Raw genomic sequence first — 25902 nt, 5'->3', positions numbered from 1 at the left:
GAGAGCAAGATGCAACTGAACAACCTGAAACCGGCCGCCGGTTCGAAGCACGCCAAGCGTCGCGTCGGCCGCGGTATCGGCTCCGGCCTGGGCAAGACCGCCGGTCGCGGTCACAAGGGTCAGAAGTCGCGTTCGGGCGGCTTCCACAAGGTGGGCTTCGAAGGCGGTCAAATGCCGCTGTATCGTCGTCTGCCGAAGCGCGGCTTCACCTCGCTGACCAAGGCGTTCACCGCCGAAGTCACGCTGCGTGACATCGAGCGCCTGGAAGCGGCTGAAGTCGACCTGCTGGTCCTGAAGCAAGCTGGCCTGGTGGGCGAGCTGGTCAAGAGCGCCAAGGTCATCAAGGCTGGCGAACTGACCCGCAAGGTGTCGATCAAGGGTCTGGGCGCCACCGCTGGCGCCAAGGCCGCGATCGAAGCCGCCGGCGGCCAGATCGCAGCCTGATACGGCATTTATCGCAGCATAGGCAGTCATAGTCGGAGCATCGTTTGGCCACGGCGAAACCCAATGCAAGCGCGCAAGCCAGGAACACGGCGAAGTACGGCGACCTCAAGCGCCGGCTGATGTTCTTGGTGCTGGCCCTGATCGTGTACCGCATCGGCGCTCATATTCCGGTGCCCGGTATCGATCCGGAGCAGCTTGCGAAGCTTTTCCAGAGTCAGTCGGGTGGCATCCTCGGGATGTTCAACCTGTTCTCGGGCGGGGCGCTGTCGCGCTTTACCGTCTTCGCGCTCGGCATCATGCCGTACATCTCGGCGTCGATCATCATGCAGTTGCTGACGATCGTGCTGCCGCAGCTGGAAACGCTGAAGAAGGAAGGGCAGGCAGGGCAGCGCAAGATCACGCAGTACACGCGTTACGGCACCGTGGTCCTGGCCACGTTCCAGGCGCTGTCGATTGCGGTGGCGCTGGAGTCGCAGCCCGGGCTGGTGCTGGATCCTGGCCTGATGTTCCGGGCCACGGCGGTAATCACGCTGGTGACCGGCACGATGTTCCTGATGTGGCTGGGTGAGCAGATCACCGAGCGTGGTCTGGGCAACGGCATCTCGATCATCATCTTCGGCGGTATCGCGGCGGGCCTGCCCAACGCGATCGGCGGACTGTTCGAACTGGTCCGCACGGGTTCCATGAGCATCATCGCGGCGATCTTCATCGTGGCGATCGTGATCGGTGTGACCTTCGCCGTGGTGTTTGTCGAGCGTGGCCAGCGCAAGATCCTGGTGAACTATGCCAAGCGTCAGGTCGGCAACAAGGTGTACGGCGGCCAGTCGTCGCACCTGCCGCTGAAGCTGAACATGGCAGGGGTGATTCCGCCGATCTTCGCATCGTCGATCATCCTGTTCCCGGCGACGATCGCGGGCTGGTTCACGTCTGACTCGACGGGCACGGTTGGCCGGTTCATCAAGGACCTGGCTGCCACGCTGTCGCCGGGCCAGCCGGTCTACATCCTGCTGTACGCTGCTGCGATTGTATTTTTCTGCTTCTTCTACACGGCCCTGGTGTACAACAGCCGTGAAGTGGCAGACAACCTGAAGAAAAGCGGTGCCTTCATTCCGGGCATTCGTCCGGGCGAGCAGACGACGCGCTATATCGACAAGATTCTGGTGCGACTGACGCTGGCTGGCGCGATCTACATCACGCTGGTTTGCCTGTTGCCGGAATTCCTGGTGCTGCGCTGGAACGTTCCGTTCTATTTTGGCGGAACCTCGCTGCTGATCATCGTGGTCGTCACGATGGACTTCATGGCCCAGGTTCAGTCCTACGTCATGTCGCAGCAGTATGAGTCGCTGCTGAAGAAGGCGAATTTCAAGGGTAATCTGACCTTGCGCTGACTTCGGATCGGTACAGGCTAGGTATGGCAAAAGACGACGTCATCCAGATGCAGGGCCAGGTCCTGGAGAACCTGCCCAATGCGACGTTCCGAGTCAAGCTGGAGAATGGCCATGTAGTGCTGGGCCACATCTCCGGCAAGATGAGAATGAACTACATCCGGATTCTTCCGGGTGACAAGGTGACGGTCGAGCTGACTCCATATGATCTGTCGCGCGCACGAATCGTCTTCCGGACGAAGTGAGCGAACAGGAATTGAAGGAAGAGGAAAATTATGAAAGTGCTGGCTTCTGTGAAGCGCATTTGCCGCAACTGCAAAATCATCAAGCGCAACGGTGTCGTGCGCGTGATCTGCTCGTCGGATCCCCGCCACAAGCAACGCCAAGGCTAATCGGAAAGAGGATTGACGAATGGCACGTATCGCAGGGGTTAACATCCCGAACCACAAGCACACCGAAATCGGCCTGACGGCCATTTATGGTGTCGGCCGCTCGCGCGCTCGCAAGATTTGCGAGGCCACCGGTGTACCGTTTGACAAGAAGGTCAAGGATCTGACCGACGCCGACCTGGAAAAGCTTCGTGACGAAGTGGGCAAGGTCACGGTCGAGGGTGACCTGCGTCGTGAAACCACGATGAACATCAAGCGTCTGATGGACCTTGGTTGCTATCGTGGCATGCGTCACCGCAAGGGCCTGCCCATGCGCGGTCAGCGTACCCGTACCAACGCACGTACCCGCAAGGGTCCGCGCAAGGCCGGCGTGGCTCTGAAGAAGTAAAGCCGAAGGCAGAGGAAGAAACTAATGGCAAAAGGTCCGAATAACGCCGCTCGCGCGCGTAAAAAGGTCAAGAAGAACGTTGCCGACGGCATTGCGCACGTCCACGCCTCGTTCAACAACACCATCATCACGATCACCGACCGTCAGGGCAACGCCCTGTCGTGGGCGACCGCCGGTGGCCAGGGCTTCAAGGGTTCGCGTAAGTCGACCCCGTTCGCTGCCCAGGTTGCTGCCGAGAACGCCGGCCGCGTGGCGCAAGACCAGGGTATCAAGAACCTGGAAGTGCGCATCAAGGGCCCCGGCCCTGGCCGTGAATCGGCTGTCCGCGCGCTGAACGCGCTGGGCATCAAGATCGCGATCATCGAAGACGTCACGCCGATTCCGCACAACGGCTGCCGTCCGCCGAAGCGCCGCCGCATCTAAGCGCTGGCCTTGTCCAGCCCCGGTGGGTTTACCTGCCGGAGCCGGATATGATAGTATCGCGCGTTGACCTGCTGCATTTGATGCGGCAGGTTTTCGTTTTGCATCGACGGGGTGTCGCATAAAGCGCATTCCGATATCGATGCACTGTAAATGCTTTCAGCGTCGTACCCGGCCATGCGGCCAGGGCACGCTTCATAAGCCCACCGTCCGTCACGGTCTCCCCGCAGCGTTAAGCATTGCGGGAAGTAACTGCGTTGACGGACTCGCGGCGCGTCAAGAAGGCGCCGTGATCGATCAAAGGAAGACAACGTGGCACGTTATACCGGCCCGAAGGCCAAACTTTCCCGCCGTGAAGGCACCGACCTGTTCCTGAAGAGCTCGCGCCGCTCGCTGGCCGACAAGTGCAAGCTGGACAGCAAGCCGGGCCAGCATGGCCGCACCTCGGGTGCCCGCACCTCGGACTACGGCAACCAACTGCGCGAAAAGCAGAAGGTCAAGCGCATCTACGGCGTGCTCGAGCGCCAGTTCCGCCGTTACTTCGCCGAAGCCGACCGTCGCAAGGGCAACACCGGCGAAAACCTGCTGCAACTGCTGGAATCGCGCCTGGACAACGTGGTGTACCGCATGGGCTTTGGCTCGACCCGCGCTGAAGCGCGCCAGCTGGTTTCGCACAAGGCGATCCTGGTGAACGGTCAGACCCTGAACGTGCCGTCGGCCCAGATCAAGTCGGGCGACATCATCGCCATCCGCGAGCAGTCGAAGAAGCAAGTCCGTATCGCCGAATCGCTGTCGCTGGCCGAGCAGTCGGGCTTCCCGACCTGGGTTGCCGTGGATGCGAAGAAGTTCGAAGGTACCTTCAAGCAAGTTCCGGATCGCACCGACATCTCGGGCGACATCAACGAAAGCCTGATCGTCGAACTCTACTCGCGTTAATCCGCGAGCAGACGGCCCAGCGCTTGCGTTCTCCGCAAAGCTTCTCTTCCAGCCCGACGCGCGCTACGCGCGGTCGGGCTTCGCCCATCGTTGCGATGGGAATTTTCAGGTTCCAAACGTCAGCCTTATCGGTGTAACGAGCCGAGGGTATTGAAAAGGACAACCTAATGCAAACAGCACTCCTCAAGCCAAAAATCATTGCCGTCGAGCCTCTGGGCGACCATCACGCCAAAGTCGTGATGGAGCCGTTCGAGCGCGGCTACGGCCATACGCTCGGTAACGCCCTGCGTCGCGTGCTGCTGTCGTCGATGGTCGGCTATGCCCCGACCGAAGTCACGATCGCTGGGGTGGTCCACGAGTATTCCACCATCGACGGCGTGCAGGAAGACGTCGTCAACCTGCTGCTCAACCTCAAGGGCGTGGTGTTCAAGCTGCACAACCGTGATGAAGTCACGGTGTCGCTGCGCAAGGATGGCGAAGGTGTTGTCACGGCTGCCGATATCGAGCTGCCGCACGACGTCGAGATCATCAATCCGAACCACGTGATCGCCCATCTGTCGGCCGGCGGCAAGCTGGACATGCAGATCAAGGTCGAGCAAGGCCGCGGCTACGTGCCGGGCAACGTGCGCAAGTTTGGCGACGAGTCGGGCAAGGTCATCGGCCGTATCGTGCTGGACGCCTCGTTCTCGCCGGTGCGCCGCGTGTCGTACGCCGTTGAGTCCGCTCGCGTGGAACAGCGTACCGACCTGGACAAGCTGGTGATGAACATCGAAACCGACGGCGTGATCTCGCCCGAGGAAGCGATTCGCCAGTCGGCCCGCATCCTGGTCGACCAGCTGTCCGTGTTCGCAGCGCTGGAAGGCACCGAGTCGGCCGCCGAGGCTGCTTCGAGCCGCACGCCGCAGATCGACCCGATCCTGCTGCGCCCGGTCGACGACCTGGAGCTGACGGTGCGTTCGGCCAACTGCCTGAAGGCCGAGAACATCTACTACATCGGCGACCTGATCCAGCGTACCGAGAACGAACTGCTCAAGACCCCGAACCTGGGTCGCAAGTCGCTCAACGAGATCAAGGAAGTCCTCGCCTCGCGTGGCCTGACCCTCGGCATGAAGCTCGAGAACTGGCCGCCTGCAGGTCTGGAGAAGTAATTGTGGTGCGGGGCATTTTGTCCCGCGTCGCAGTAACCGCCCTGGCTTCGCGCCGGGGCTCGTATCACTACCGGCCCGCGTCCAGCCGCATCGGACGATAGAAGAGCTGGTCAAACACTTAACTGAAAGGAATCATCATGCGTCACCGTCATGGTCTGCGGAAACTGAACCGCACCTCGTCGCACCGCCTCGCGATGCTGCGCAACATGTCCAACTCGCTGTTCCAGCACGAGCTGATCAAGACCACCGTGCCCAAGGCCAAGGAACTGCGCAAGGTTGTCGAGCCGCTGATCACGCTGGCCAAGAAGGACACCGTTGCCAACCGCCGCCTGGCTTTTGCCCGCCTGCGCGACCGCGACATCGTCACCAAGCTGTTCACCGAACTGGGCCCGCGCTACGCCACCCGTCCGGGCGGCTACACCCGCATCCTGAAGTTCGGCTTCCGTCAGGGCGACAATGCGCCGATGGCGCTGGTCGAGCTGGTGGATCGTCCGGAAATCACCGAAGCCCCGGCTGAAGAAGCCGCGGAATAAGTGCGTTTCCTGCCCGCTGCCGTCGTGCGACGGTTCCGGGCACACCGCTTACAATCGAGCCAGGCATCCGCCTGGCTCTTTTGTTTTGGGCGGCCGCCAGCCGTTTCAGGAGGGTTCCGATGCCAGATTCCAGCCCGTCACACGACTCCGCCGAAGTGATCGTGGTGATCACCAATACTCCCGATGCCGAGACTGCGGCGCGGCTGTCCCGGGCCGTGCTGGAAGCACGCGCGGCCGCCTGCGTGAACCGTCTGGCTCCGGTGGAATCCCAGTACTGGTGGCAAGGCGCGCTGGAACAGGCGCAGGAATGGCCGCTGCTGATCAAGACCACGCGCGCGCGCTACGCTGCACTGGAGGCCGTGATCCGGCAACATCACCCCTATGACGTGCCGGAGATCATCGCACTGCCGGTGACGGCGGGTTTTGCGCCATACCTGGCGTGGGTCGGCAGCGAGACGGATGCCGGCGCGCAGCCGGCGGGATAACGGGCGAAGGGGGCCGCCGCGCAGCAGCGGGTACGGCGAGACCCAGTGGCCAGGACAGACAGGAAACAGCTTCATGAACATCGGTTTGGCACTTCCGCAGCGGGCACGCGGTCTGGTTCAGGCGCGGCATATTGCCGCAGTCCTGCTGGCGGTACTGGCCTGGCTTTGCCTGGCTGGCGCAGCGCAGGCCGCCACGGAAGCCGATTTCCTGCCGCCGGAGCAAGCCTTCCGCTTCGCCGCGCGCCAGATCGACGACAACACCGTGGAGGTGCGTTTCGATGTCGCGCCCGGCTACTACATGTACCGGGAGCGATTCGCCTTTGCCACTGAGCCTGCCGGCGTGAAGCTCGGCACGCCTGACTTCCCGCACGGCAAGGTCAAGTTCGACGACACCTTTGGCAAGGAGATGGAAACGTACCGCGACAGCGTGACCATCCGCGTGCCGGTGGCGGCGGCGCCAGCGGACGGCAAGTGGACGCTGACGGTCACCTCGCAGGGCTGCGCCGACAAGGGCCTGTGCTATCCGCCGATGGAAAGCATCTACAAGGTCGGCGGCGCCGGCCTGGCCGACCTGTTCGGCAAACGCGGGCGCTCCGATGCCACTGCTGCAGCCCCTGCGCTAACCCAGCCGGCCCAGCCGGCGCCCGCGGCCACGCTGCGTGCCGATGACAGCGACCGCATCGCCGGCGCGCTGGCTAGCCGCAACGTGGCCCTGATCGCGGCGCTCTTCTTCGGCCTGGGCCTGTTGCTGACCTTCACGCCGTGTGTGCTGCCGATGGTGCCGATCCTGTCTTCGATCGTCGTCGGCGAGCACGTCACGCGCAGCCGTGCGCTGGTGGTGTCGCTGGCCTACGTGCTGGGCATGGCGGTGGTGTACACCGCGGTCGGCGTGGCCGCCGGGATGCTTGGCGAAGGCCTGTCGGCCGCGTTGCAGACGCCCTGGGTGCTGGGCCTGTTCGCCGCGCTGATGGTGGCGCTGGCGCTGTCGATGTTCGGCCTGTATGAGCTGCAGCTGCCGCAGCGCTGGCAGACGCGGCTGACGGAATCGTCCAACCGGCGCCAGGGCGGGCAGGTGGCCGGTGCGGCAGCGATGGGCGCGATCTCCGCGCTGATTGTCGGCCCGTGCGTGACCGCGCCGCTGGCGGGGGCGCTGGCCTATATCGCGCAGACCCGCGATGCGGTCATCGGCGGGGCGGCGCTGTTTGCGATGGCGATCGGCATGGGCGTGCCGCTGGTGCTGGTGGGCGTAGGCGCCGGCAACCTGCTGCCGCGCGCCGGGCGCTGGATGGAAGTGACCAAGCGCTTCTTTGGCTTCTTGCTGCTGGGCGTGGCCCTGTGGATGCTTGGGCCGGTGCTGCCGGCGTGGGCGACGATGCTGCTGCTGGCGGTACTGTTGCTGGTCGCGGCGGTGTTCCTCGGCGCCTTTGACGGGCTGGGTCCCGATCCGCGCAACCTGGCGCGCGTGGGCAAGGGCCTGGGGGTCTTGTTTGCGATCGCCGCAGCCATCGTACTGATCGGCGTGGCGTCGGGCGGGCGCGATCCCCTGCAGCCGCTGTCGCACCTCAGCGTCGGCCGCGGCGGTGCGGAAAGCGCCGGCACGACCCAGGCGGTGCGATTCGAGCGCGTGCGCAGCGTGGCCGAACTCGATGCCCGCGTGGCGCAGGCCGCCGCGGCCGGCAAGCCGGTACTGCTCGATTTCTATGCAGACTGGTGCGTCAGCTGCAAGGAGATGGAGCGCATGACCTTCGTTGACGCGCGCGTGCGCGCGCGGCTGTCGGAGATCGTGCTGCTGCAGGCGGACGTAACCGCCAACAATGCCGACGACAAGGCGCTGCTCAAGCGCTTCGGGCTGTTTGGCCCGCCGGGGATCATCCTGTTCGGACCGGATGGCCGCGAGCGGCCGGTGCGCGTGATCGGCTACCAGTCGGCCAACCGTTTCCTGGAAAGCCTGGAGCGCGCCTTCGGCCAGCGCACCAGCACCTGAGGCGTACCCGCCCCTGCGCTAGCGCTCCAGCTGCCGCGCCACGAGCCATAGCGCGCCAAGCACTACCACCACCGCCCCCATCAGGCTGATGGACCACCAGAATCCGTCCGGCGCCTGCAGCCACGGCATGCGCTCGAAGTTCATGCCGAAAATGCCGGTGATCAGCGTCAGCGGCATGAACAGGGCCGTGATCAGCGTCAGCATGCGCATGGTGCGGTTGGTCCGGTGCGCGACCGCCGAGAAGTGGATCTGCACCGCCGACTCGATCGAATCTTCCAGCCGGCGCGCATGCGCAAGCACGCGCTGGATATGCTCCATCACATCGTTGATGCGCACCAGCAGCACTTCGTCGCGACCCGGGATATCCACCGGGGTGCCGTGCTGGTCGCTGCTGTAGCGGTTGTCCAGCAGGCTGTCGCGGAATTCCTGCAACGCATCGCGCTGTTCCTCGCTCAGGTGCTCCAGCTTGCGCAGCTGGATGCGTGCATCCAGCAGGCCTTCCCAGCTGGAAAAGCTGCGCCGCGAGTTCAGCAGCGCGCGTTGCCAGCGGTCGAGCTGGCGCGTGAGCGGGGCGCGTAGTTCCAGGTAGCGGTCCACCATCGCATTGAGCAGGCGCAGCATCAGGTCTTCGGGCCGGTTCGGCGGACGCACGCCGTGCAGCAGCGTTTGGCCGTTGCCGCGCGCGGCCGATGCTTGCGGGCGCGGCGCCTGGCAAAGCTCGAGCAGGCGCTGGCGTACCTGGTCGACTGTGCGCGACGGGCCGTTGCGGACGGTGACCAGCAGTGTATCGAAGACGAAAAACGTAACCGGCTGCGTATCAATCTTGGCCAGCGCGGGGAGGAAGCCGGGCGGATACCGCCGCGCACGGGCGGCCCCATCACCCGGCATCCTGGCCGCGCTGGCCGGCGTTGCCTCCTGCGGTTCGGCCTCGGCGATCGCGCGGCTGGTCTCGAAGGTCAGCTTGCGGAAGATCACCATGTCATACGCATTGGTCGTGTCGAAGTACGACGGATGCGCGGCATTGGTGGCGTCGGCCAGGTGCAGGTCCAGGATCGAGGCGCCGGCAAGCTGGCGCACATTCTCGCGCCAGGTGTCGGGCGCGGCGGTGACTTCCTCGGTGGAAAAGTCTGCCCAGACGAACAGCGCGGCGGCATTGCCGCTGAGGAAGCCGCCCGCCTCGGCGAGCGAGGCAAGCGGGTGTACCTGGCTGGCCGAGAAGCCGAGCAGTTCCATAGGCGCGAGTTCCCGAATAGAGCGATATGGATCAGGCGGCCAGCAGGCGTGCGGCGTCGCGTGCGAAATAGGTCAGGATGCCGTCGGCGCCGGCGCGGCGGAAGGCCAGCAGCGATTCCATCATGACCTTGTCGTGGTCGAGCCATCCGTTCTGCGCGGCGGCCTTCAACATCGCGTACTCGCCGCTGACCTGGTAGACGTAGGTCGGGAAGCTGAACTCGTCCTTCACGCGGCGCACGATGTCGAGGTACGGCATGCCGGGCTTGACCATCACCATGTCGGCGCCTTCGAGGATGTCCTGCGCCACTTCGCGCAGGGCCTCGTCGGTGTTGGCCGGGTCCATCTGGTAGGTCATCTTGTTGCCCTTGCCCAGGTTGGCCGCCGAGCCCACCGCGTCGCGGAAGGGGCCGTAGAAGGCCGACGCGTACTTGGCAGAGTAGGCCATGATGCGGGTATGGATGTGGCCGTTGTCTTCCAGCGCCGTGCGCACCGCGCCGATGCGGCCGTCCATCATGTCTGACGGGGCCACGATATCGACGCCCGCTTCGGCCTGGGCCAGCGCCTGGCGCACCAGGATGTCGACGGTGGTGTCGTTGATGACGTAGCCGTTTTCATCCAGCACGCCGTCCTGGCCGTGGCTGGTGTAGGGGTCGAGCGCGACGTCGCACAGCACGCCGAGTTCGGGGAAGCGGTCCTTCAGCGCACGCACCGCGCGCGGCACCAGGCCGTCGGGATTGATGGCCTCGATGCCGTCCGGCGTTTTCAGCGACGGGTCGATCACCGGGAACAGCGCGAGCACCGGGATGCCAAGCTTGACGCAGTCTTCGGCCACCGCCATCAGCAGGTCCACGGAGACCCGCTCGACGCCCGGCATCGAGGCCACGGACTGGCGCTGGTTCTGGCCGTCAAGGATGAAAACGGGGTAGATCAGGTTGTCCGGCGACAGGCGATGCTCGCGCATCATGCGGCGGGAGAAATCGTCGCGGCGCATGCGGCGCGGGCGGTACTCGGGGAAGGTCGACATGGCAGGCTTCTTGTGCTGGAGACGGGACAGAAAAGTCCCAATTTGCCAGCCGGCAGGCACTGCGCGCGCGGCGCAAAGATGCCGGCTGAAGAAAAACTAAACTTTTGTGCGTGCCCGCCATCATACTCGCGGACACTATGCGTTGCGCCTTGCGTGGCGCGGGTGTTCCCCGCTACTCCTCCCTGAGCGGGTACCCGCCCCAGCGGCGGGAAAGTTTGTCCCCGTTGCTTGCAGCGGGGCTTTTTTTTGCGTGCTTTTTTTGCGCCCTTGCAACGCTGCGGCTTTATGCCGCAGGGGACGCAGGATCCATGGGAGCAGGCGGCTCAGCCGTCGGGGCCGCGGCAGCATCCTGCGCCACGTCCTTCTGCGCCTCGGGCAGGTTGAGCCAGCCGGCGATCACACCCTGCGCTTCTTCGATGCCGCGGCGCTTGAGGCTGGAAAACAGCTGTGCCGTCAGGGGCACCGGCGTTGCCAGTTGCTCGGCATAGCCCTGCAGCATCTTGCGCGTCTCGCGCAGCGCATTGGCGTTCTCGCTGTTGGTGAGCTTGTCGGCCTTGGTCAGCAGCACGTGGATCGGCTTGCCGGTGGGCAGGAACCACTCGACCATCTGGCAATCGAGATCGGTAAACGGCCGGCGCGCATCCATCATCAGGATCAGGCCCGACAGTTGCGGCCGCGTCTGCACGTAGTCGCTGAGCAGGCCCTGCCAGTGGTACTTGGCCGAGCCCGACACCTCGGCATAGCCGTAGCCGGGGAGGTCGACCAGGAATGCCTGCGGGTCCGGCGCCTTGACCGGAGCCACCGTGAAATAGTTGATGTGCTGCGTGCGCCCGGGCGTGCGCGAGGAAAACGCCAGCCGCTTCTGGTTGCACAGGATGTTGATGGCGGTGGACTTGCCGGCGTTGGAGCGGCCGGCGAACGCTACCTCGGGCACTGCCGTGGCGGGCAGGTCGCGCAGGTGGTTGACAGTAATGAAGAAGCGGGCCTGGTGAAGGAGGGACATGCGCGATAGCGGTAGGGCGGGGTGCCGCGGCGGCGCAATGGGCGCTGGCCGTGGCCGGGTTACCGCCAGGGTGGGGAGGGCTGCGGCGGGGCCGCTCGCCGGGTTTGATCTGGCGCAGCCCGGTACCGCTTCAAGACGGCACAGCAGGGCGCAAGGCATCAATCCGGCACATAACTTATTGTACAATACGCCGGTTTACGGTCTCCTGATCGGGTGACGCGCGACATCCTTTGCCGCGTGGCTCGGCTGCCGTTGTCCGGACGGGAAGCCTCGTTGTGTCGTCCTATCGTGGGCAAGGCCTTGTTACGCACCATGCGTTGCACCTGGGGTCAACTTCAGGTGCCGCGGCAGCGGAGCAGGGGCTGGCGGGGGTCTGCCGCCAGGCATGCCGCAGCGGATCGGTCATCCGCGCGGGTCGCCACGATGTCAGGCCTTTGTCCCGGCGCGTCCTCACCGCCGGCAGAGTGCCGGCCGGCATGCATTACGGTATCCAAAACAATTCAGAGAAGGTGTGCGAATGAACCGCATTGCGAAGATTCTGGGTGTCCTGGCTCTGGCCGTTCCTGCAGCCACCCTTTCCGGACTGGCATCTGCCGCAGAGCAGGCCGCCGCGAAGGCCGATCCGGCCAAGGGTGAAACGCTGTACACGCAGGGCGCTCCCGATCGCAATGTGCCTGCCTGCCTGAGCTGCCACGGCGCCGCCGGCAACAGCGCGGCCGCCGCCAACCCCAAGCTGGCCGCCCAGCATCCGGAATACGTCCACAAGCAACTGGCCGACTTCAAGTCCAAGGCGCGCAATAACGCGATCATGGTGCCGATGGCATCGGTGCTGACCGACGACGAAATGCGCAACATCGGCGCCTACCTGGCCAAGCAGCCGATCAAGCCTGCCACCGCCAAGAACAAGGACACGATCGAAGAAGGCCAGAAGATCTACCGTGGCGGCATCGCCGCCAAGGGCGTGCCGGCCTGCGCCGCCTGCCATGGTCCTGCCGGTGCCGGCATCCCGGCCCAGTATCCGCGTATTGGCGGACAGTGGTCGGAATACACCGAGGCACAACTGGTGGCGTTCCGCCAGGGCACCCGCAAGAACAATTCGGTCATGACGACCATCGCCGCCAAGATGTCGGATGCCGAGATCAAGGCGGTGGCGGACTACGTCGCCGGCGTCCGGTAACGACGTTAGCGTAGTACGCTGGCGCCGCCAGGCGCCGGCGCTTCGGCATGCAGCCCGTGTGGCATGCAACCGAACGCGCCTGTCACAATCGAAAAGGGTGGCCTGCTTGTCGAAGCAAGTCCACCCTTTTTCATTTCAAAGCAGCACGTTGTCTTGGGTTCCACTGCACATGTCGACCGCTTCTACTTCAGGGCTGCACCTGAAGACCCCTCACCGCGTGTTGCGCGACGCGGTCGAATTGTTGTCCTCGATGCGCTTCGCGATCACGCTGCTGACGGTGATCTCCATCGCGAGCATTGTTGGCACGGTACTCAAGCAGAACGAGCCGTATCCCAACTACGTCAACCAGTTCGGGCCGTTCTGGGCCGATGTCTTCCATTCGCTGTCGCTGCAGAAGGTCTACGGCTCGTGGTGGTTCCTGCTGATCCTGGCGTTCCTGGTGGTGTCGACCTCGCTCTGCCTGGTGCGCAATGCGCCCAAAATGGTCGCGGACATGCGGTCGTGGAAGGACCAGGTGCGCGAGCGCAGCCTGCGCGCCTTCCACCATCGCGGCGAGTTCGACGGCGCGCGCACGCGTACCGAGGCGGTGGGACGGCTGTCCGCGCTGCTGCGCAACCGCGGCTACCGCATCAAGGCCGTCGAGCATGACGGCGCCACGCTGCTGGCGGGCAAGGCGGGGGCCGCCAACAAGGTCGGCTATATCCTGGCGCACACCGCTATTGTGGTGATCTGCATCGGTGGCCTGCTCGATGGCGACATGCTGATCCGCGCGCAGATGTGGCTGGGTGGCAAGACGCCGATCCGCGGCAACGCGGTGATCAGCGAGATCCCGCCACAGCACCGGCTGGCGGCGAGCAACCCCGGTTTCCGTGGCAATGCCTACGTGCCTGAGGGTTCGACCGTGTCGACGGCGATCCTGAACGTCGCCGATGGTGCGCTGGTGCAGGACCTGCCGTTCGCGCTCACGCTCAAGAAGTTCTCGATCGACTTCTACGAGACCGGCATGCCCAAGCTGTTCGCCTCCGACGTGATCGTCACCGACCGCGCCACCGGCAAGCAGACCGAGGCCACCATCAAGGTGAACGAGCCGCTGATCGTCGACGGCATCGCCATCTACCAGTCCAGTTTCGAGGACGGCGGCTCGCGGCTGAAGTTCGTCGGCTACCCGATGCAGGGTGCTGCGCGCAACCCCTTTGCCATCGACGGCGCGGTGGGCGGCAATGCGCCGCTGAAGGGCACCGGCACCAGCGCGGACAGCGAGGGCGTGACGGTCGAATTCAGCGACTTCCGCCTGATGAATATCGAGAACGTCACCGATGCCTCGGGCAAGCCCGATGCGCGCGGCGTCGCGCGCAAATCGCTGAACGAGACGCTGGAGAAGCACCTGGGCGCCGCAGCCAGCGCCGACCGCGCCAAGACGCTGCGCAACGTCGGCCCCTCGGTGCAGTACAAGCTGCGCGACCGCACCGGCCAGGCGCGCGAGTACAACAACTACATGGTGCCGGTGCAGATAGACGGCCAGTCTGTGTTCCTGGCCGGCATGCGCGAATCGCCGAGCGAACAGTTCCGCTACCTGCGCATTCCCGCCGACGACCAAAGCAGCGTCGCCGACTGGATGCGCCTGCGTGCCGCGCTGCAGGACCGTGCGCTGCGCGGCGAGGCCGCGCGCCGCTTTGCGCTGGCATCGATGCCGGGCGCAGACAAGGCTGACCTGCGCCGCCAGCTTGCCGAAAGCGCGCTGCGCGCACTCGACCTGTTCGCCGGCGCCACGCGCCCCACGTCGGACTCGCCGCCGGGCGGATTTACCGCGATCGCGGCGTTCCTGGAAAAGTCGGTGCCGCAGGCCGAGCAGCAGAAGGCCGCCGACGTGTTGCTGAAGATCCTGAACGGTTCAATGTGGGAGCTGTGGCAGCTCGCGCGTGACCAGGACAAGCTGCCGGTGGTGCCCAACAGCGCACAGAGCGGTGCGTTCCTGCAGCAGGCGATCAACGCGTTGTCGGACAGTTTCTTCTACGGCGCACCGGTGTTCCTGCAGCTCGACGAGTTCAAGGAAATCAAGGCAAGCGTGTTCCAGATGACCCGTGCGCCGGGCAAGAACATCGTGTATCTTGGTTGTCTGCTGCTGACGCTGGGCGTGTTCGCGATGTTCTATATCCGCGAGCGCCGCGTCTGGATCTGGATCAAGGACAACCCCGCCGAGAGCGAGACCACGGCGTCCAGCAGCCATGTACTGATGGCGATGTCGACCCAGCGCCGCACGATGGACTTCGAAAAGGAGTTCTCGGCACTGCGCGACGACGTCGGCCGTGCCGCCGGCGGGACACCCACTGAAGCGCCACACCAGGGCGGCAGCCATTAAACGAGCAGGTACGCTATGTCTTCAAACGTGAACCCGGCCGACCACGCCATGCGCGGCACCACACAAGCCACGCCCGCCACGCCCGCCCACGGGGGCGCTGGCGATGAGGCCTATCTCGAACCTTCTTTCCTGCGTCGGCTGACGTGGGTGGACTGGCTGTTCGCGCTGGCGCTGGCCGTCGGCGCGGGCGTTGCGCTGTCGCAATACGGCCAGTGGATGGATGGCTACGACAAGGCCGTGCTGATCGGCGCCGTGCCCACCTTTGCGCTGCTCGGCTGGAACTGGAAGCCGGTACGGCCCCTGATGCTGGGGCTGGCGGTGCTGTCGCTGTCTGCGATCCAGCTGTACCAGGGCCAGCTGGCGCGCGCGGACCAGGCCTTCTTCCTCAAGTACTTCCTGTCGAGCCAGTCGGCCATCCTGTGGATGAGCGCGCTGGTGTTCCTGTCCACGCTGTTCTACTGGGTCGGGCTGGCAACGCGCTCGAACACTGGCTACAGCATCGGCAGCAAGCTGTGCTGGGCCGCCATCGTGCTGGGTTTCACCGGCATGCTGGTGCGCTGGTACGAGTCGTACCTGATCGGCACCGACATCGGCCATATCCCCATCTCGAACCTGTATGAAGTGTTCGTGCTGTTCACGCTGATCACTTCGCTGTTCTACCTGTACTACGAAGGCCGCTACGCCACGCGCGCGCTGGGCCCGTTCGTGATGCTGGTGGTGTCGGCCGCGGTGGGCTTCCTGCTGTGGTACACGGTCAGCCGCAATGCGCAGGAAATCCAGCCGCTGGTGCCGGCGCTGCAAAGCTGGTGGATGAAGATCCACGTGCCAGCCAACTTTATCGGCTATGGCACCTTTGCGCTGGCCGCGATGGTGTCAGTCGCGTACCTGCTCAAGCAGCGGGGCATCCTTGCCGAGCGGCTGCCGTCGCTGGAACTGCTCGATGACGTGATGTACAAGGCCATCGCGGTCGGGTTTGCCTTCTTTACCATTGCCACGATCCTCGGCGCGCTGTGGGCGGCCGAAGCCTGGGGCGGTTACTGGAGCTGGGACCCGAAGGAGACTTGGGCACTGATCGTGTGGCTGAACTACGCGGCGTGGCTGCACATGCGGCTGATGAAGGGCCTGCGCGGCACCGTGGCCGCCTGGTGGGCGCTGGTTGGCTTGCTGGTGACGACCTTCGCCTTCCTTGGCGTCAATATGTTCCTCTCGGGCCTGCACAGCTACGGCGAACTCTGACCGCTATGCACGACGCACCATGGTGCGATGCAAAAAAACCTGCCTCCGGGCAGGTTTTTTTTCGACTTTTTTGCAACGTGACGGAATAAAGGCATCACATCCGGTGTTTACTTGAGGAGCGGTGCCGGCTGGCGGCACCGGTTAGCATGGAGAAAAAGATCATGGCACGTGTGCGTCTTACCTCTGCAGCATCCCTCGTTCGTCCCGCCGCGCTGGCGCTCGGCTGCGCGGCCGTCCTGCTCGCCGGCTGTTCCGGCATGGGCCTGGGCGGCGGCAGCGCCGGCACCCTGCCGCCCACGGTGAAGGTGACCGATGGCGTGCTGACCGATCCGCAGGGCCTGACGCTGTATACCTTCGACCGCGACACCGCCAACAGCGGCAAGAGCGCCTGCAACGGTCCCTGTGCAACCAACTGGCCGCCACTGATGGCAGCGCCGGGCACCAACGCGTCGGGCCAGTACTCCATCATCACGCGCGATGACGGTGCCAAGCAGTGGGCCTACCGCGGCATGCCGCTGTATCGCTTTGCCAAGGACGCCAAGCCTGGCGACAAGACCGGCGACAACCTCAACAATGTCTGGCACGTCGCCAAGCCCTGACCGCTGAAGCGCTGACGCCAGCCACGGCATGGAAGGCTTTGAAGGCCAGCTCGTAGCGCTGGCGCCGCGGATGCGGCGCCACGCGCGCGGCCTCACCGGCGACGCGGCACAGGCCGACGACCTGGTGCAGGACACGCTCGAGCGCGCGCTACGCTACCGCTGGCGCTTCCGCCTGCGCCCCGGCGCCTGGTGGGGCGACGGCGCGGACGGCCTCCTGCCGTGGCTGCTGACCCTGATGCATCGGCTGCGCCTGAACAGCTTGCGGCGCAAGGACCTGGTGGTGGCCACCGATACCCTCCCCGAGGTCAGCGCGCCCGCGGTCGACCCTGGCCTGCGCCGCGACCTGCTGCAGGCGCTGGCGCAGTTGCCCGAAGCCCAGCGCGCGGTGCTGCTGCTGGTCAGCCTGGAGCAACTGACCTATGCCGAGGCGGCGCGCGTGCTCGACATTCCGCAAGGCACGGTGATGTCGCGGCTGGCACGTGCGCGCGAGCAAATGCGGCGGCTGCTCGATGGCGGCGCTACCGGCCAGCCGGTGGCTGCCGCCAGCTCACTGCAGCGGGTGAAATGATGTCCGCGATCCACGAAGCCGATCTCCATGCCTACGCCGACGGCCAGCTGTCCGGCGCGCGCCGCGCCGCGGTGGAGGCGTACCTGGCGCAGCACCCGGACGCGGCGGCGCAGGTCGCCGCGTGGCGCCGCCAGGCCGATGCGCTGCACGGCATGCTGGATCCCGTATTGAACGAACCGGTGCCGCTGGCCGCGCTGCCGCCCGCCCTGCATGGCGAGCCGCGCCAGGCTGGGCGCCGGCGCGCGCCGCGCTGGACCATGGCGCTGGCCGCGACCTGTGCCTCGGTGGCACTGCTGGCGCTCGGGGGCGCGCTCGGCTGGCTCGCCCACGATCGCATGGGCAGCACCACCGTGGCGATGGCCCCCGGCGAGCGCTTTGCGCGCGAGGCATTGGCCACGCACGTGGTCTATGCGCCGGAAATGCGCCACCCCGTGGAAGTCGCCGCCAGCGATGAGGCGCACCTGATCGCATGGTTATCCAAGCGCCTCGGCACGGCGCTGCAGGTGCCCGACCTGCGCGCGCAGGGCTTCCACCTGATCGGCGGACGGCTGGGCGTGGCCGAGGGTGGCCCGTCCGCCATCCTGATGTATGAAGCCGACGACGGCACGCGCCTGTCGCTGCAATTGCGGCGCATGGCGCAGGGCACGCCCGACACGGGCTTCCGCGTCGAGCGCATGCCGCGCGAAGGTGCACGGCGGCCGGCCGGGCCGGCGCCGATGGCGTTCTATTGGGTCGACCGCGACCTCGGCTTTGCGCTGGCCGGCCCGCTGGAGCGCGCCCGGCTGCTGACGCTGGCGCAGGCGGTCTACCAGCAATACCAGGGCGGCTAGCCGCCGGCATGGCGCCTGCGCCGCACCGAAAATTTTGTCAGGATTGGTCCGCACGCCACGACCAAGCCCTGAGTCCAATCCTGCAAGCGCCAGGAAACGAGGAAAACCATGTTGATTCCTTCACCCAAATGGCTTCGCGGTGGCGATATCGCCACCGACGAGATCACCCCCCGCGATGTCTTCGAGTCGCGCCGCCGCATGCTCGCGGTGGCAGCCGCGAGCGCCGCCGGCGCCACGCTGGCGCCATGGTTTGCCCGCAACGCCTGGGCGCAGGGACAGCACGGCCCTAAGCTGGCCGCCACGCCCAACAACGCCTACGTCATCACCGAGAAGCGTACGCCCTACGAGGACGTGACCACCTACAACAACTTCTACGAGTTCGGCACCGACAAGTCCGACCCGGCCCGCAACGCCGGCACGCTGCGCCCACGCCCATGGCAGGTGTCGGTGGAAGGGCTGGTGAAGAAGCCCAAGGTCTACGATCTCGATGAGCTGATGAAAGTCGCGGCAATGGAGGAGCGCGTCTACCGCCTGCGCTGCGTCGAAGGATGGTCGATGGTGATCCCCTGGATCGGCTATCCGCTGGCCGAGCTGATCAGGCGCGTCGAGCCGCAACCCGGCGCGAAATACGTGCAGTTCATCACGCTTGCCGACAAGAAGCAGATGCCCGGCGTCAGCAGCAGCGTGCTCGACTGGCCTTACAGCGAAGGCCTGCGCATGGACGAGGCGATGCACCCGCTGGCGCTGCTGACGTTCGGCCTGTATGGCGAGGTGCTGCCGAACCAGAACGGCGCGCCGGTGCGCATGGTGCTGCCGTGGAAATACGGCTTCAAGAGCGCCAAGTCGATCGTGAAGATCCGCTTTGTCGACAAGCAGCCGCCCACCAGCTGGAACCTGGCGGCACCACAGGAATACGGTTTCTATTCCAACGTGAATCCCGACGTCGACCACCCGCGCTGGAGCCAGGCCACCGAGCGCCGTATCGGCGAAGACCGCGGCGGCGGCTTTGGCGCGCTGTTCGCGCCCAAGCGCAAGACGCTGCCGTTCAACGGCTACGGCCAGCAGGTGGCATCGTTGTACCAGGGCATGGACCTGAAAAAGAACTTCTGATGCAGGGTGAACGCATGGCTTCCACAACCAACGCCGCGACCGCCGCGGGCGGGGTGGCGCGCAAGCCGGCCGGCCTGGCTGCCTTGTCGCCGCAGCGCGTGCGCGCCATCAAGCTCATGTTGTGGCTGCTGGCGCTGTTGCCGTTCATCCGGCTGCTTTACCTGGGCGCAACCGGACAATACGGCGCCAACCCGCTGGAATTCGTCACCCGCTCCACTGGCACCTGGACACTGGTGATGCTGTGCCTGACGCTGGCGATCACGCCGCTGCGCCGGCTGACCGGCTGGAACTGGCTGATCAGGCTGCGCCGCATGCTGGGTTTGTTTGCGTTCTTCTATGGACTGCAGCACTTCCTGCTGTGGATCGGCGTGGACCGCGGCTTTGACCTGGCCTACATGATCAAGGACGTGTACAAGCGTCCCTTTATCACGGTGGGGTTCACGGCCTTCGTGCTGATGGTGCCGCTGGCGCTGACGTCGACCAACGGCATGGTGCGCCGCCTGGGCGGCAAGCGCTGGCAGGCGCTGCACAAGCTGGTCTATGCGACGGCCGTGCTGGCGATCCTGCACTACTGGTGGCACAAGGCGGGCAAGAACGACTTCGGCGAAGTCTCGATCTATGCCGCGGTGGTGTTCGTGCTGCTGGGGATGCGGGCCTGGTGGTGGGCGCGCAAGGGCAGGGCCTGACGTACGGCAGCCGGCCGCAGCCGGCCGCATCGCCGGCTGCGCGGTGGAGATCAGTCCTGCAGCAGGCGCTCGTCGCGGAACAGGTCCTCGACCAGTTCGCGCTCGCGCACCAGGTGCACGCGCGCGCCGTCCACCATCACTTCGGCGGCGCGCGGGCGGGTGTTGTAGTTCGAGCTCATGGTGAAGCCGTACGCGCCCGCCGACATCACGGCCAGCAGGTCGCCCGGCTGCACCGCCAGCGCGCGGTCGCGGCCGAGCCAGTCGCCCGACTCGCACACCGGGCCGACGATGTCGTAGGTCACCGTCGCGCCGTCGCGCAGCGCGACCGGCTCGATGCGGTGGTAAGCCTCGTACATGGCCGGACGCGCCAGGTCGTTCATGGCCGCATCGACGATGCAGAAATTCTTGGCCTCGCCAGGCTTGAGGAATTCCACCTGCGTCAGCAGCACGCCGGCATTGCCCACCAGCGAACGGCCTGGCTCGAACAGCACCTCGCGGTGGCCGTGGCCGCGCGCGGCCACGCGTTCCAGCAGCGTGGTGGCAAAGCCGGTGATGTCCGGCGGCGTCTCGTCGGTATAGGTGATGCCCAGGCCGCCGCCGACGTCGATGTGCTCGAGGTTGATGCCCTCGCGCCCGAGCGCCTCGACCACGTCCAGCACCTTGTCCAGCGCTTCGAGGTAGGGCTCGACCTCGGTGATCTGCGAGCCGATATGGCAGTCAATGCCGGTCACTTCCAGGTGCGGCAGCGCGGCCGCGGCACGGTAGGTCGGCAGCACGTCCTCGAAGGCGATGCCGAACTTGTTGCCCTTCAGGCCGGTGGAAATATACGGATGGGTCTTGGCGTCGACATCCGGGTTGATGCGCAGCGACACGCGCGCGCGCTTGCCGACACGGCCGGCAACCTCGTTCAGGCGATCCAGCTCGGGGATCGACTCGACATTGAAGCAGCGCACGTCGTGCGCCAGCGCCAGTTCCATCTCCGCCGCGCTCTTGCCCACGCCCGAGAACACCACCTTGCGCGCGTCGCCGCCGGCGGCCAGCACGCGCTTGAGTTCGCCGCCCGAGACAATGTCGAAGCCCGCGCCCAGCTTGGCGAACACTTGCAGCACCGCCAGGTTGGAGTTGGCCTTCATGGCGTACTGGACCTGCGCCTTGCGGCCCTGGCAGGCGGCGGCGTAGGCCTGGTACGCGGCGGTCAGCGCCGCGCGCGAATAGACATAGGTGGGCGTGCCAAATTCAGCGGCGATCTGCGCCAGCGGCACCTGCTCGACGGCAAGCGTGCCGTCCTGGCGATGAAAGAATGCGGTCATGGTTATCGGGTAGTGGGGGCGGCGGGCGATGACGCAGGTGCCGGAGCGGGCGCCGGAACCGGCACCGCATCGGCGCGGCCCAGGCCGGGATCGGCCACGGTCGGCGGGGTCGGCTCAGGCGGCACCTTGGGGTAGGTCAGCGGCCCGCGGATGCCGCATCCGCCCAGCAGGGGCATCGCAAGGGTGGCGGCAAACGCCGATACAATCGCAACACGACGCAGCATCGGTCGTCCTTTAGGCTGTTGGCACGGCGTTGGCGGATTCCGGCGCACTGACGCCAATGACGCATGGCGGGCCGGGTCGTCCAAGCACTGCACTACATGAAATCTCAACAAAAAACGCCGTTCGCGCCACGTACGCCCCATTCGGGCAGCGGCGGCAACGGCGGTCTCGGAGTTTAGCATGCCCCCCTTGAGCGAAAGCGAGTTCCTGGTCCTGGCCACGCAGGAGCTGGACCGCATCGAAGCCGCGGTCGAAGCGGCCGCCGACGCAGCCGATGCCGATGTGGAAATCAGCCGCACCGGCAATGTGATGGAACTGGAGTTCGAGAATGGCTCCAAGATCATCATCAACAGCCAGGCGCCGATGCAGGAACTGTGGGTGGCGGCGCGCTCCGGCGGCTTCCATTTCCGCCGCGACGGCGAGCGCTGGGTCGACACGCGCAACGGCGGCGAGCTGTACGCGGCGCTGTCGGGCTATGTGAGCGAGCAGGCCGGCACCACGCTCAAGCTGGGCTGAAGCCAGCACGCGTTGCGCAAGGAAAAAGCCGGCCCATGGCCGGCTTTTCTGCTTTCTGGGGGCTGGCGAGCGATCAGGCGCCGCCAAACATTTCCAGGATCTTCTTCTTTTCCTGCTCGGTATCCGGCGACGGTGTCGTCGTGGATTCGTCCGGCTTGCCCGGCCACGGATCGCCCAGGCCGACCGAGGCCACGCCGGCACCGCCCGCGTTCTCCTCGAAGGTCCAGTCGCCGCCCACCATCAGCACGCCTTCGGGCGCCGGCCGCTCCGGCGACTCGGGCACGCCCTTGAGCGCCTTGCTCATGTAGCCGACCCAGATCGGCAGCGCCAGCCCGCCACCGGTCTCGCGCACGCCCAGGCTCTTGGGCTGGTCGTAGCCCATCCAGGCGATCGCCACCAGGTTGGGCGTGTAGCCGGCAAACCAGGCATCGACCGCATCGTTGGTGGTGCCGGTCTTGCCGGCCAGGTCGTTGCGGCCCAGGCGCTGCTTGGCGCTGTTGGCGGTGCCGAAGCGGACCACGTCGCGCAGCATGGTATCGGCGATAAACGCGGTGCGAGCGTCGAGCACGCGCACGGCGTCGCTGCCGGCGCGTTGCGGATGGGTTTCGGAGATCACATTGCCGCGCGCGTCCACAACCTTCTGGATCAGGTACGGGTTGACGCGGTAACCGCCGTTGGCGAATACCGAGTACGCGCCCGCCATCTGCAGCGGCGTCACGGCGCCAGAGCCCAGTGCCATTGGCAGGTAGGCCGGGTGCTTGTCGGCCTCGAAGCCGAAGCGCGTGATGTAGTCCTGCGCATACTGCGTGCCGATCGCGCGCAGGATCCGCACCGAGACCAGGTTCTTGGACTTGGCCAATGCGCGGCGCATGGTCATGGGGCCTTCAAAGCGGCCGTCGTAGTTCTTCGGCTCCCATACCTGTCCGCCGGTATCGGGGCCGATCGTCAGCGGCGCGTCGTTGATCACCGTGGCCGGCGAGAAGCCCTTCTCCAGCGCCGCCGAATAGATGAATGGCTTGAAGCTCGAACCCGGCTGGCGCCAGGCCTGCGTCACGTGGTTGAACTTGTTGCGGTTGAAGTCGAAGCCGCCCACCATCGAACGGATCTCGCCGTCCTGCGGGTTCAGCGACACGAACGCGGCGGCCACTTCCGGCAGTTGCGTGACCGACCAGTTGCCCTTCTCATCCTGCGTCACGCGGATGATCGCGCCCGGGCGCATCTTCATCTTGGGCTGCGCGTTCGCCGACATCGACGGCGAGATGAAGCGCAGCGCCGAGCCTTCGATGGTTGCCACTTCGCCCGACAGCAGCGTGGCCCTGACCTGCTTCGACGACACGCTGGTGACCACGGCCGAGCGCAGGTCGCCACTGCCGGGGTGCTCGACCAGCGCATCGTCGATGGCCTGCTCACGCTCGGCCGAATCGGAAGGCAGGTCGATAAAGGCCTCGGGGCCGCGGTAGCCGTGCTTGCGCTCGTAGTTCATGATGCCGGTGCGCACGGCTTCGTACGCCGCATCCTGGTCGGGCTTGGTCAGCGTGGTGTAGACCGTCAGGCCACGCGTATAGGTTTCTTCACGGTACTGCGCGTACATCAGCTGGCGCACGATCTCGGCGACGTACTCGGCGTGGGTCGAGAACTCGTTGCCCTCGGTGCGCACCTTCAGTTCCTCGCGCACCGCTGTGTCGTACTGCTCGGGGGTGAGGTAGCGCAGGTCGCGCATGCGCTGCAGGATGTATTCCTGGCGCACCTTGGCGCGGCGCGGGTTGACCACCGGGTTGTACGCCGACGGCGCCTTGGGCAGGCCCGCCAGCATGGCGGCCTCGGCCGGCGTCACGTCGCGCACCGACTTGCCGAAGTACACGCGCGCGGCGCTGTCGAAGCCGTATGCGCGCTGGCCCAGGTAGATCTGGTTCATGTACAGCTCGAGGATCTGGTCCTTGTTCAGGTTGGCCTCGATCTTGTACGCCAGCAGCATTTCGTAGATCTTGCGGGTGTAGGTCTTCTCGCTCGACAGGAAGAAGTTGCGTGCCACCTGCATGGTGATGGTCGACGCACCTTGCGACAGGCCCCCGCGCAGGTTGGCCAGGCCCGCGCGCATCACGCCGACGAAGTCGACCCCGCCGTGTTCGTAGAAGCGGTCGTCCTCGATCGCCAGGACGGCCTTTTTCATCACGTCGGGGATCTCGGCGATCGGCACGAAGTTACGGCGCTCTTCGCCGAACTCGCCGATCAGCACATTGTCCGCGGTGTAGATGCGCAGCGGAATCTTGGGCCGGTAGTCGGTGATGGTGTCCAGCGAGGGCAGGTTAGGCGCGGCCACCAGCAGCGCATAGCCAAGCAGCAGTGCGATCACGACGGCACCGGCAACAACCAGCCCCACCGCCCAGAACATGAAGCGCGCCAAAAGCGGGCGGCGCGCAGGGTGGGACGGCTTCTGTTGTGCTGTGGCCATAAGGAAAATACCTAGTCAGGGGTGCCGGGCATTATATCTTCCGGCATCGGGCGCTCCGACCGCGCAGTGGCCCGCGCGTCGCTACCGCGCTGTTACAAGATGTAATACGGCGGAAGCCGGCATGCAGGGCGAAGTTGCATGCAGCAAGCTTAGGCGGAAGGGAACCCGACGACCGTGGGGTTTTGGCAACGGATTGGCGAGAGCCTTCTGAAAAAGGAACCGTGGTCAGACCGGCACATTGCCACCGATGCCGGTTTTTGTGAGAATCGGCCAACATAAGAGCAAGTGTTTCGGTCAAGAAACAAGGCTCGCCCGATTAGAGCGTACAAGCCGTGGGCGAGTTCAAAGTCAGGGGGGTCACCTTGCGACGGGGCATTTTGTCGGGGCTTCTGCGCCGGACTACGGTCGGCGTGGATATCGGGTCGTCCAGTATCAAGGTAGTCGAATTGTCCGTCGGTGGCGGCAAGCACGACTATCGACTGGAAAAGTGCGCCAGCGAACTGCTGGACCGCAATGCCGTTGCCGATGGCAACGTCATCAACATTGAAGCCGTCGGGATCGCGCTCAGGCGTGCGCTCGGCAAGGCCGGCATCCGCTCGAAAGACGTGGTGCTGGGCGTGCCGTCCATGCTGACCGAATCACAGACGGTCAGCCTGCCGGACAACCTGTCCGAGGACGAACTGTATTCGCAGGTCGAGTCCGAGGCGCACCGGCTCTATCCGCCATCGCAGGCGGTCAACTTCGACTTCGCCGTGATCGGCCCCAGCGAGACCGAGGGCGGCATCGGCGTGCGCGTCACCGCGGCCAACAGCGACCGCGTGCAGGAGCGCGTGACCGCCGCCGAAATGGCCGGGCTCAAGCCGCAGGTGATGGACGTCGAAGAGTACGCGGTGCAACGCTCGATCGTGCAGATGCTGGGCGTGCCCCAGGAGATGTCCGAGGCCGATGCCCGCGCACTGCCCGTGGTGGCGGTGGTCCACCTCGGCGGCAGCCGCTCCAAGGCGATCTTCTACCAGGGCTGGAAAGAACTCTACGAGCAGCCGCTGAACAGCTACGGCGACCAGCTCACGCAGAGCGCGGCGCGCATGTTCACGCTCGACGCGCTCAAGGCCGAGATCAAGAAGCGCAAGAACACGCTGCCCGAAGCGTGGCGCGCGCAACTGCTCAAGCCATCGCTGGACGCGCTGGCGCTGGAAGTGCAGGCCGCGATCGGCAACTTCATCGCCAGTTCCAGCCTGGGACGTGTCGACGAGATCCTGCTGTCGGGCGGCCATGCATCGCTGCTGGGCGTGCAGGCGGCGATCCAGCAGCAGACCAAGATCACCACCACGCTGGCGAATCCGTTCGCCAACATGGCGACCAACGCCAAGGTCAACGAGCGCTACCTGCAGCGTGACCTGCCGGCGTATATCGTCAGTGCCGGCCTGGCTCTGCGCGGCCTGCAATAACGCACCGGAGGCAATCG

Annotated in this window: 27 protein-coding genes; 21 read left to right on the top strand and 6 right to left on the bottom strand. The window is 65.5% G+C overall.

Features of this window, described 5'->3' with window-relative positions; translation table 11 throughout:
* Positions 1 to 9: 9 nt before the first annotated feature.
* From rplO to dsbD, 11 genes are all read left to right on the top strand, one after another.
* Positions 10 to 444: a 50S ribosomal protein L15 gene (gene rplO, locus CTP10_RS15695; RefSeq protein ID WP_116320345.1), complete on the top strand. Its 435-nt coding sequence runs from the start codon at positions 10 to 12 to the stop codon at positions 442 to 444.
* 44 nt (positions 445 to 488) lie between these two features.
* Positions 489 to 1832 (top strand): preprotein translocase subunit SecY, encoded by a 1344-nt coding sequence (gene secY, locus CTP10_RS15690; RefSeq protein ID WP_116320344.1) that lies wholly within the window; start codon positions 489 to 491, stop codon positions 1830 to 1832.
* A gap of 23 nt (positions 1833 to 1855) precedes the next feature.
* Positions 1856 to 2074, top strand: coding sequence for a translation initiation factor IF-1 (gene infA, locus CTP10_RS15685; protein WP_116320343.1), 219 nt, complete (start codon positions 1856 to 1858; stop codon positions 2072 to 2074).
* A gap of 30 nt (positions 2075 to 2104) precedes the next feature.
* Complete coding sequence (gene rpmJ / locus CTP10_RS15680) at positions 2105 to 2221, top strand: 50S ribosomal protein L36 (RefSeq protein ID WP_008642959.1); 117 nt, start codon at positions 2105 to 2107, stop codon at positions 2219 to 2221.
* 19 nt (positions 2222 to 2240) lie between these two features.
* On the top strand, positions 2241 to 2606 hold the full coding sequence (rpsM, locus tag CTP10_RS15675; protein WP_010812377.1) for a 30S ribosomal protein S13: 366 nt from the start codon (positions 2241 to 2243) through the stop codon (positions 2604 to 2606).
* Between the two features lie 24 nt (positions 2607 to 2630).
* Positions 2631 to 3029 carry a 30S ribosomal protein S11 gene (gene rpsK / locus CTP10_RS15670; protein ID WP_010812376.1) on the top strand — a complete coding sequence of 133 codons (399 nt, stop codon included), beginning with the start codon at positions 2631 to 2633 and terminating at the stop codon, positions 3027 to 3029.
* 309 nt (positions 3030 to 3338) lie between these two features.
* On the top strand, positions 3339 to 3962 hold the full coding sequence (rpsD, locus tag CTP10_RS15665; protein ID WP_116320342.1) for a 30S ribosomal protein S4: 624 nt from the start codon (positions 3339 to 3341) through the stop codon (positions 3960 to 3962).
* A 167-nt stretch (positions 3963 to 4129) separates the two neighbouring features.
* Positions 4130 to 5110 (top strand): DNA-directed RNA polymerase subunit alpha, encoded by a 981-nt coding sequence (locus CTP10_RS15660; protein WP_010812374.1) that lies wholly within the window; start codon positions 4130 to 4132, stop codon positions 5108 to 5110.
* Positions 5111 to 5247: 137 nt separating this feature from the next.
* Complete coding sequence (gene rplQ, locus CTP10_RS15655) at positions 5248 to 5643, top strand: 50S ribosomal protein L17 (protein WP_116320341.1); 396 nt, start codon at positions 5248 to 5250, stop codon at positions 5641 to 5643.
* A 119-nt stretch (positions 5644 to 5762) separates the two neighbouring features.
* On the top strand, positions 5763 to 6128 hold the full coding sequence (cutA, locus tag CTP10_RS15650; protein ID WP_116320340.1) for a divalent-cation tolerance protein CutA: 366 nt from the start codon (positions 5763 to 5765) through the stop codon (positions 6126 to 6128).
* A 73-nt stretch (positions 6129 to 6201) separates the two neighbouring features.
* Positions 6202 to 8112 carry a protein-disulfide reductase DsbD gene (gene dsbD / locus CTP10_RS15645; RefSeq protein WP_116320339.1) on the top strand — a complete coding sequence of 637 codons (1911 nt, stop codon included), beginning with the start codon at positions 6202 to 6204 and terminating at the stop codon, positions 8110 to 8112.
* Positions 8113 to 8130: 18 nt separating this feature from the next.
* Here dsbD and CTP10_RS15640 read toward each other — a convergent pair whose 3' ends face one another.
* The 3 genes from CTP10_RS15640 to yihA form a co-directional block, all read right to left on the bottom strand.
* Positions 8131 to 9345, bottom strand: a complete 1215-nt coding sequence (locus CTP10_RS15640) for a magnesium transporter CorA family protein (protein WP_116320338.1) — start codon at positions 9343 to 9345, stop codon at positions 8131 to 8133.
* A gap of 31 nt (positions 9346 to 9376) precedes the next feature.
* The gene (gene hemB / locus CTP10_RS15635) at positions 9377 to 10369 is read right to left on the bottom strand and encodes a porphobilinogen synthase (protein WP_116320337.1); all 993 of its coding nucleotides are present in this window, start codon (positions 10367 to 10369) and stop codon (positions 9377 to 9379) included.
* Between the two features lie 283 nt (positions 10370 to 10652).
* On the bottom strand, positions 10653 to 11372 hold the full coding sequence (gene yihA, locus CTP10_RS15630; RefSeq protein WP_116320336.1) for a ribosome biogenesis GTP-binding protein YihA/YsxC: 720 nt from the start codon (positions 11370 to 11372) through the stop codon (positions 10653 to 10655).
* A 517-nt stretch (positions 11373 to 11889) separates the two neighbouring features.
* Between yihA and CTP10_RS15625 the strand changes: the two genes are divergently transcribed.
* The 8 genes from CTP10_RS15625 (at position 11890) to msrQ (ending at position 19937) form a co-directional block, all read left to right on the top strand.
* The gene (locus tag CTP10_RS15625) at positions 11890 to 12549 is read left to right on the top strand and encodes a c-type cytochrome (protein WP_116320335.1); all 660 of its coding nucleotides are present in this window, start codon (positions 11890 to 11892) and stop codon (positions 12547 to 12549) included.
* Positions 12550 to 12718: 169 nt separating this feature from the next.
* Positions 12719 to 14908 (top strand): cytochrome c biogenesis protein ResB, encoded by a 2190-nt coding sequence (locus CTP10_RS15620; RefSeq protein ID WP_116320334.1) that lies wholly within the window; start codon positions 12719 to 12721, stop codon positions 14906 to 14908.
* A 15-nt stretch (positions 14909 to 14923) separates the two neighbouring features.
* Complete coding sequence (ccsB, locus tag CTP10_RS15615; RefSeq protein WP_116320333.1) at positions 14924 to 16144, top strand: c-type cytochrome biogenesis protein CcsB; 1221 nt, start codon at positions 14924 to 14926, stop codon at positions 16142 to 16144.
* Between the two features lie 161 nt (positions 16145 to 16305).
* Positions 16306 to 16743: a COG4315 family predicted lipoprotein gene (locus CTP10_RS15610; protein ID WP_116320370.1), complete on the top strand. Its 438-nt coding sequence runs from the start codon at positions 16306 to 16308 to the stop codon at positions 16741 to 16743.
* A 28-nt stretch (positions 16744 to 16771) separates the two neighbouring features.
* Positions 16772 to 17311: an RNA polymerase sigma factor gene (locus CTP10_RS15605; protein ID WP_116320332.1), complete on the top strand. Its 540-nt coding sequence runs from the start codon at positions 16772 to 16774 to the stop codon at positions 17309 to 17311.
* Entirely contained in the window at positions 17308 to 18141 is an 834-nt protein-coding gene (locus CTP10_RS15600; protein ID WP_116320331.1) for an anti-sigma factor family protein, read from the top strand. Before CTP10_RS15605 ends, CTP10_RS15600 begins: the two co-directional genes overlap by 4 nt.
* A gap of 108 nt (positions 18142 to 18249) precedes the next feature.
* Positions 18250 to 19251 (top strand): protein-methionine-sulfoxide reductase catalytic subunit MsrP, encoded by a 1002-nt coding sequence (msrP, locus tag CTP10_RS15595; protein WP_116320330.1) that lies wholly within the window; start codon positions 18250 to 18252, stop codon positions 19249 to 19251.
* Positions 19252 to 19265: 14 nt separating this feature from the next.
* Entirely contained in the window at positions 19266 to 19937 is a 672-nt protein-coding gene (gene msrQ / locus CTP10_RS15590) for a protein-methionine-sulfoxide reductase heme-binding subunit MsrQ (protein ID WP_376790616.1), read from the top strand.
* A 50-nt stretch (positions 19938 to 19987) separates the two neighbouring features.
* Here msrQ and lysA read toward each other — a convergent pair whose 3' ends face one another.
* Both lysA and CTP10_RS15580 read right to left on the bottom strand, forming a co-directional pair.
* On the bottom strand, positions 19988 to 21247 hold the full coding sequence (lysA, locus tag CTP10_RS15585) for a diaminopimelate decarboxylase (RefSeq protein WP_116320328.1): 1260 nt from the start codon (positions 21245 to 21247) through the stop codon (positions 19988 to 19990).
* 2 nt (positions 21248 to 21249) lie between these two features.
* Positions 21250 to 21471, bottom strand: coding sequence for a hypothetical protein (locus CTP10_RS15580; RefSeq protein ID WP_116320327.1), 222 nt, complete (start codon positions 21469 to 21471; stop codon positions 21250 to 21252).
* Between the two features lie 178 nt (positions 21472 to 21649).
* Between CTP10_RS15580 and cyaY the strand changes: the two genes are divergently transcribed.
* On the top strand, positions 21650 to 21985 hold the full coding sequence (gene cyaY, locus CTP10_RS15575) for an iron donor protein CyaY (RefSeq protein ID WP_116320326.1): 336 nt from the start codon (positions 21650 to 21652) through the stop codon (positions 21983 to 21985).
* A gap of 73 nt (positions 21986 to 22058) precedes the next feature.
* Here cyaY and CTP10_RS15570 read toward each other — a convergent pair whose 3' ends face one another.
* A complete protein-coding gene (locus CTP10_RS15570) occupies positions 22059 to 24437 on the bottom strand; it encodes a penicillin-binding protein 1A (protein WP_116320325.1) in 2379 nt (792 codons plus the stop codon).
* A 377-nt stretch (positions 24438 to 24814) separates the two neighbouring features.
* On the opposite strand from CTP10_RS15570, the gene pilM reads away from it, so the two are divergent.
* Positions 24815 to 25885 carry a type IV pilus assembly protein PilM gene (gene pilM, locus CTP10_RS15565; protein WP_195431139.1) on the top strand — a complete coding sequence of 357 codons (1071 nt, stop codon included), beginning with the start codon at positions 24815 to 24817 and terminating at the stop codon, positions 25883 to 25885.
* The last annotated feature ends 17 nt before the right edge of the window (positions 25886 to 25902 follow it).

The sequence above is a fragment of the Cupriavidus sp. P-10 genome (assembly GCF_003402535.2).
Lineage (GTDB): Bacteria > Pseudomonadota > Gammaproteobacteria > Burkholderiales > Burkholderiaceae > Cupriavidus.
This window is presented reverse-complemented; position numbering and strand designations above follow the sequence as displayed.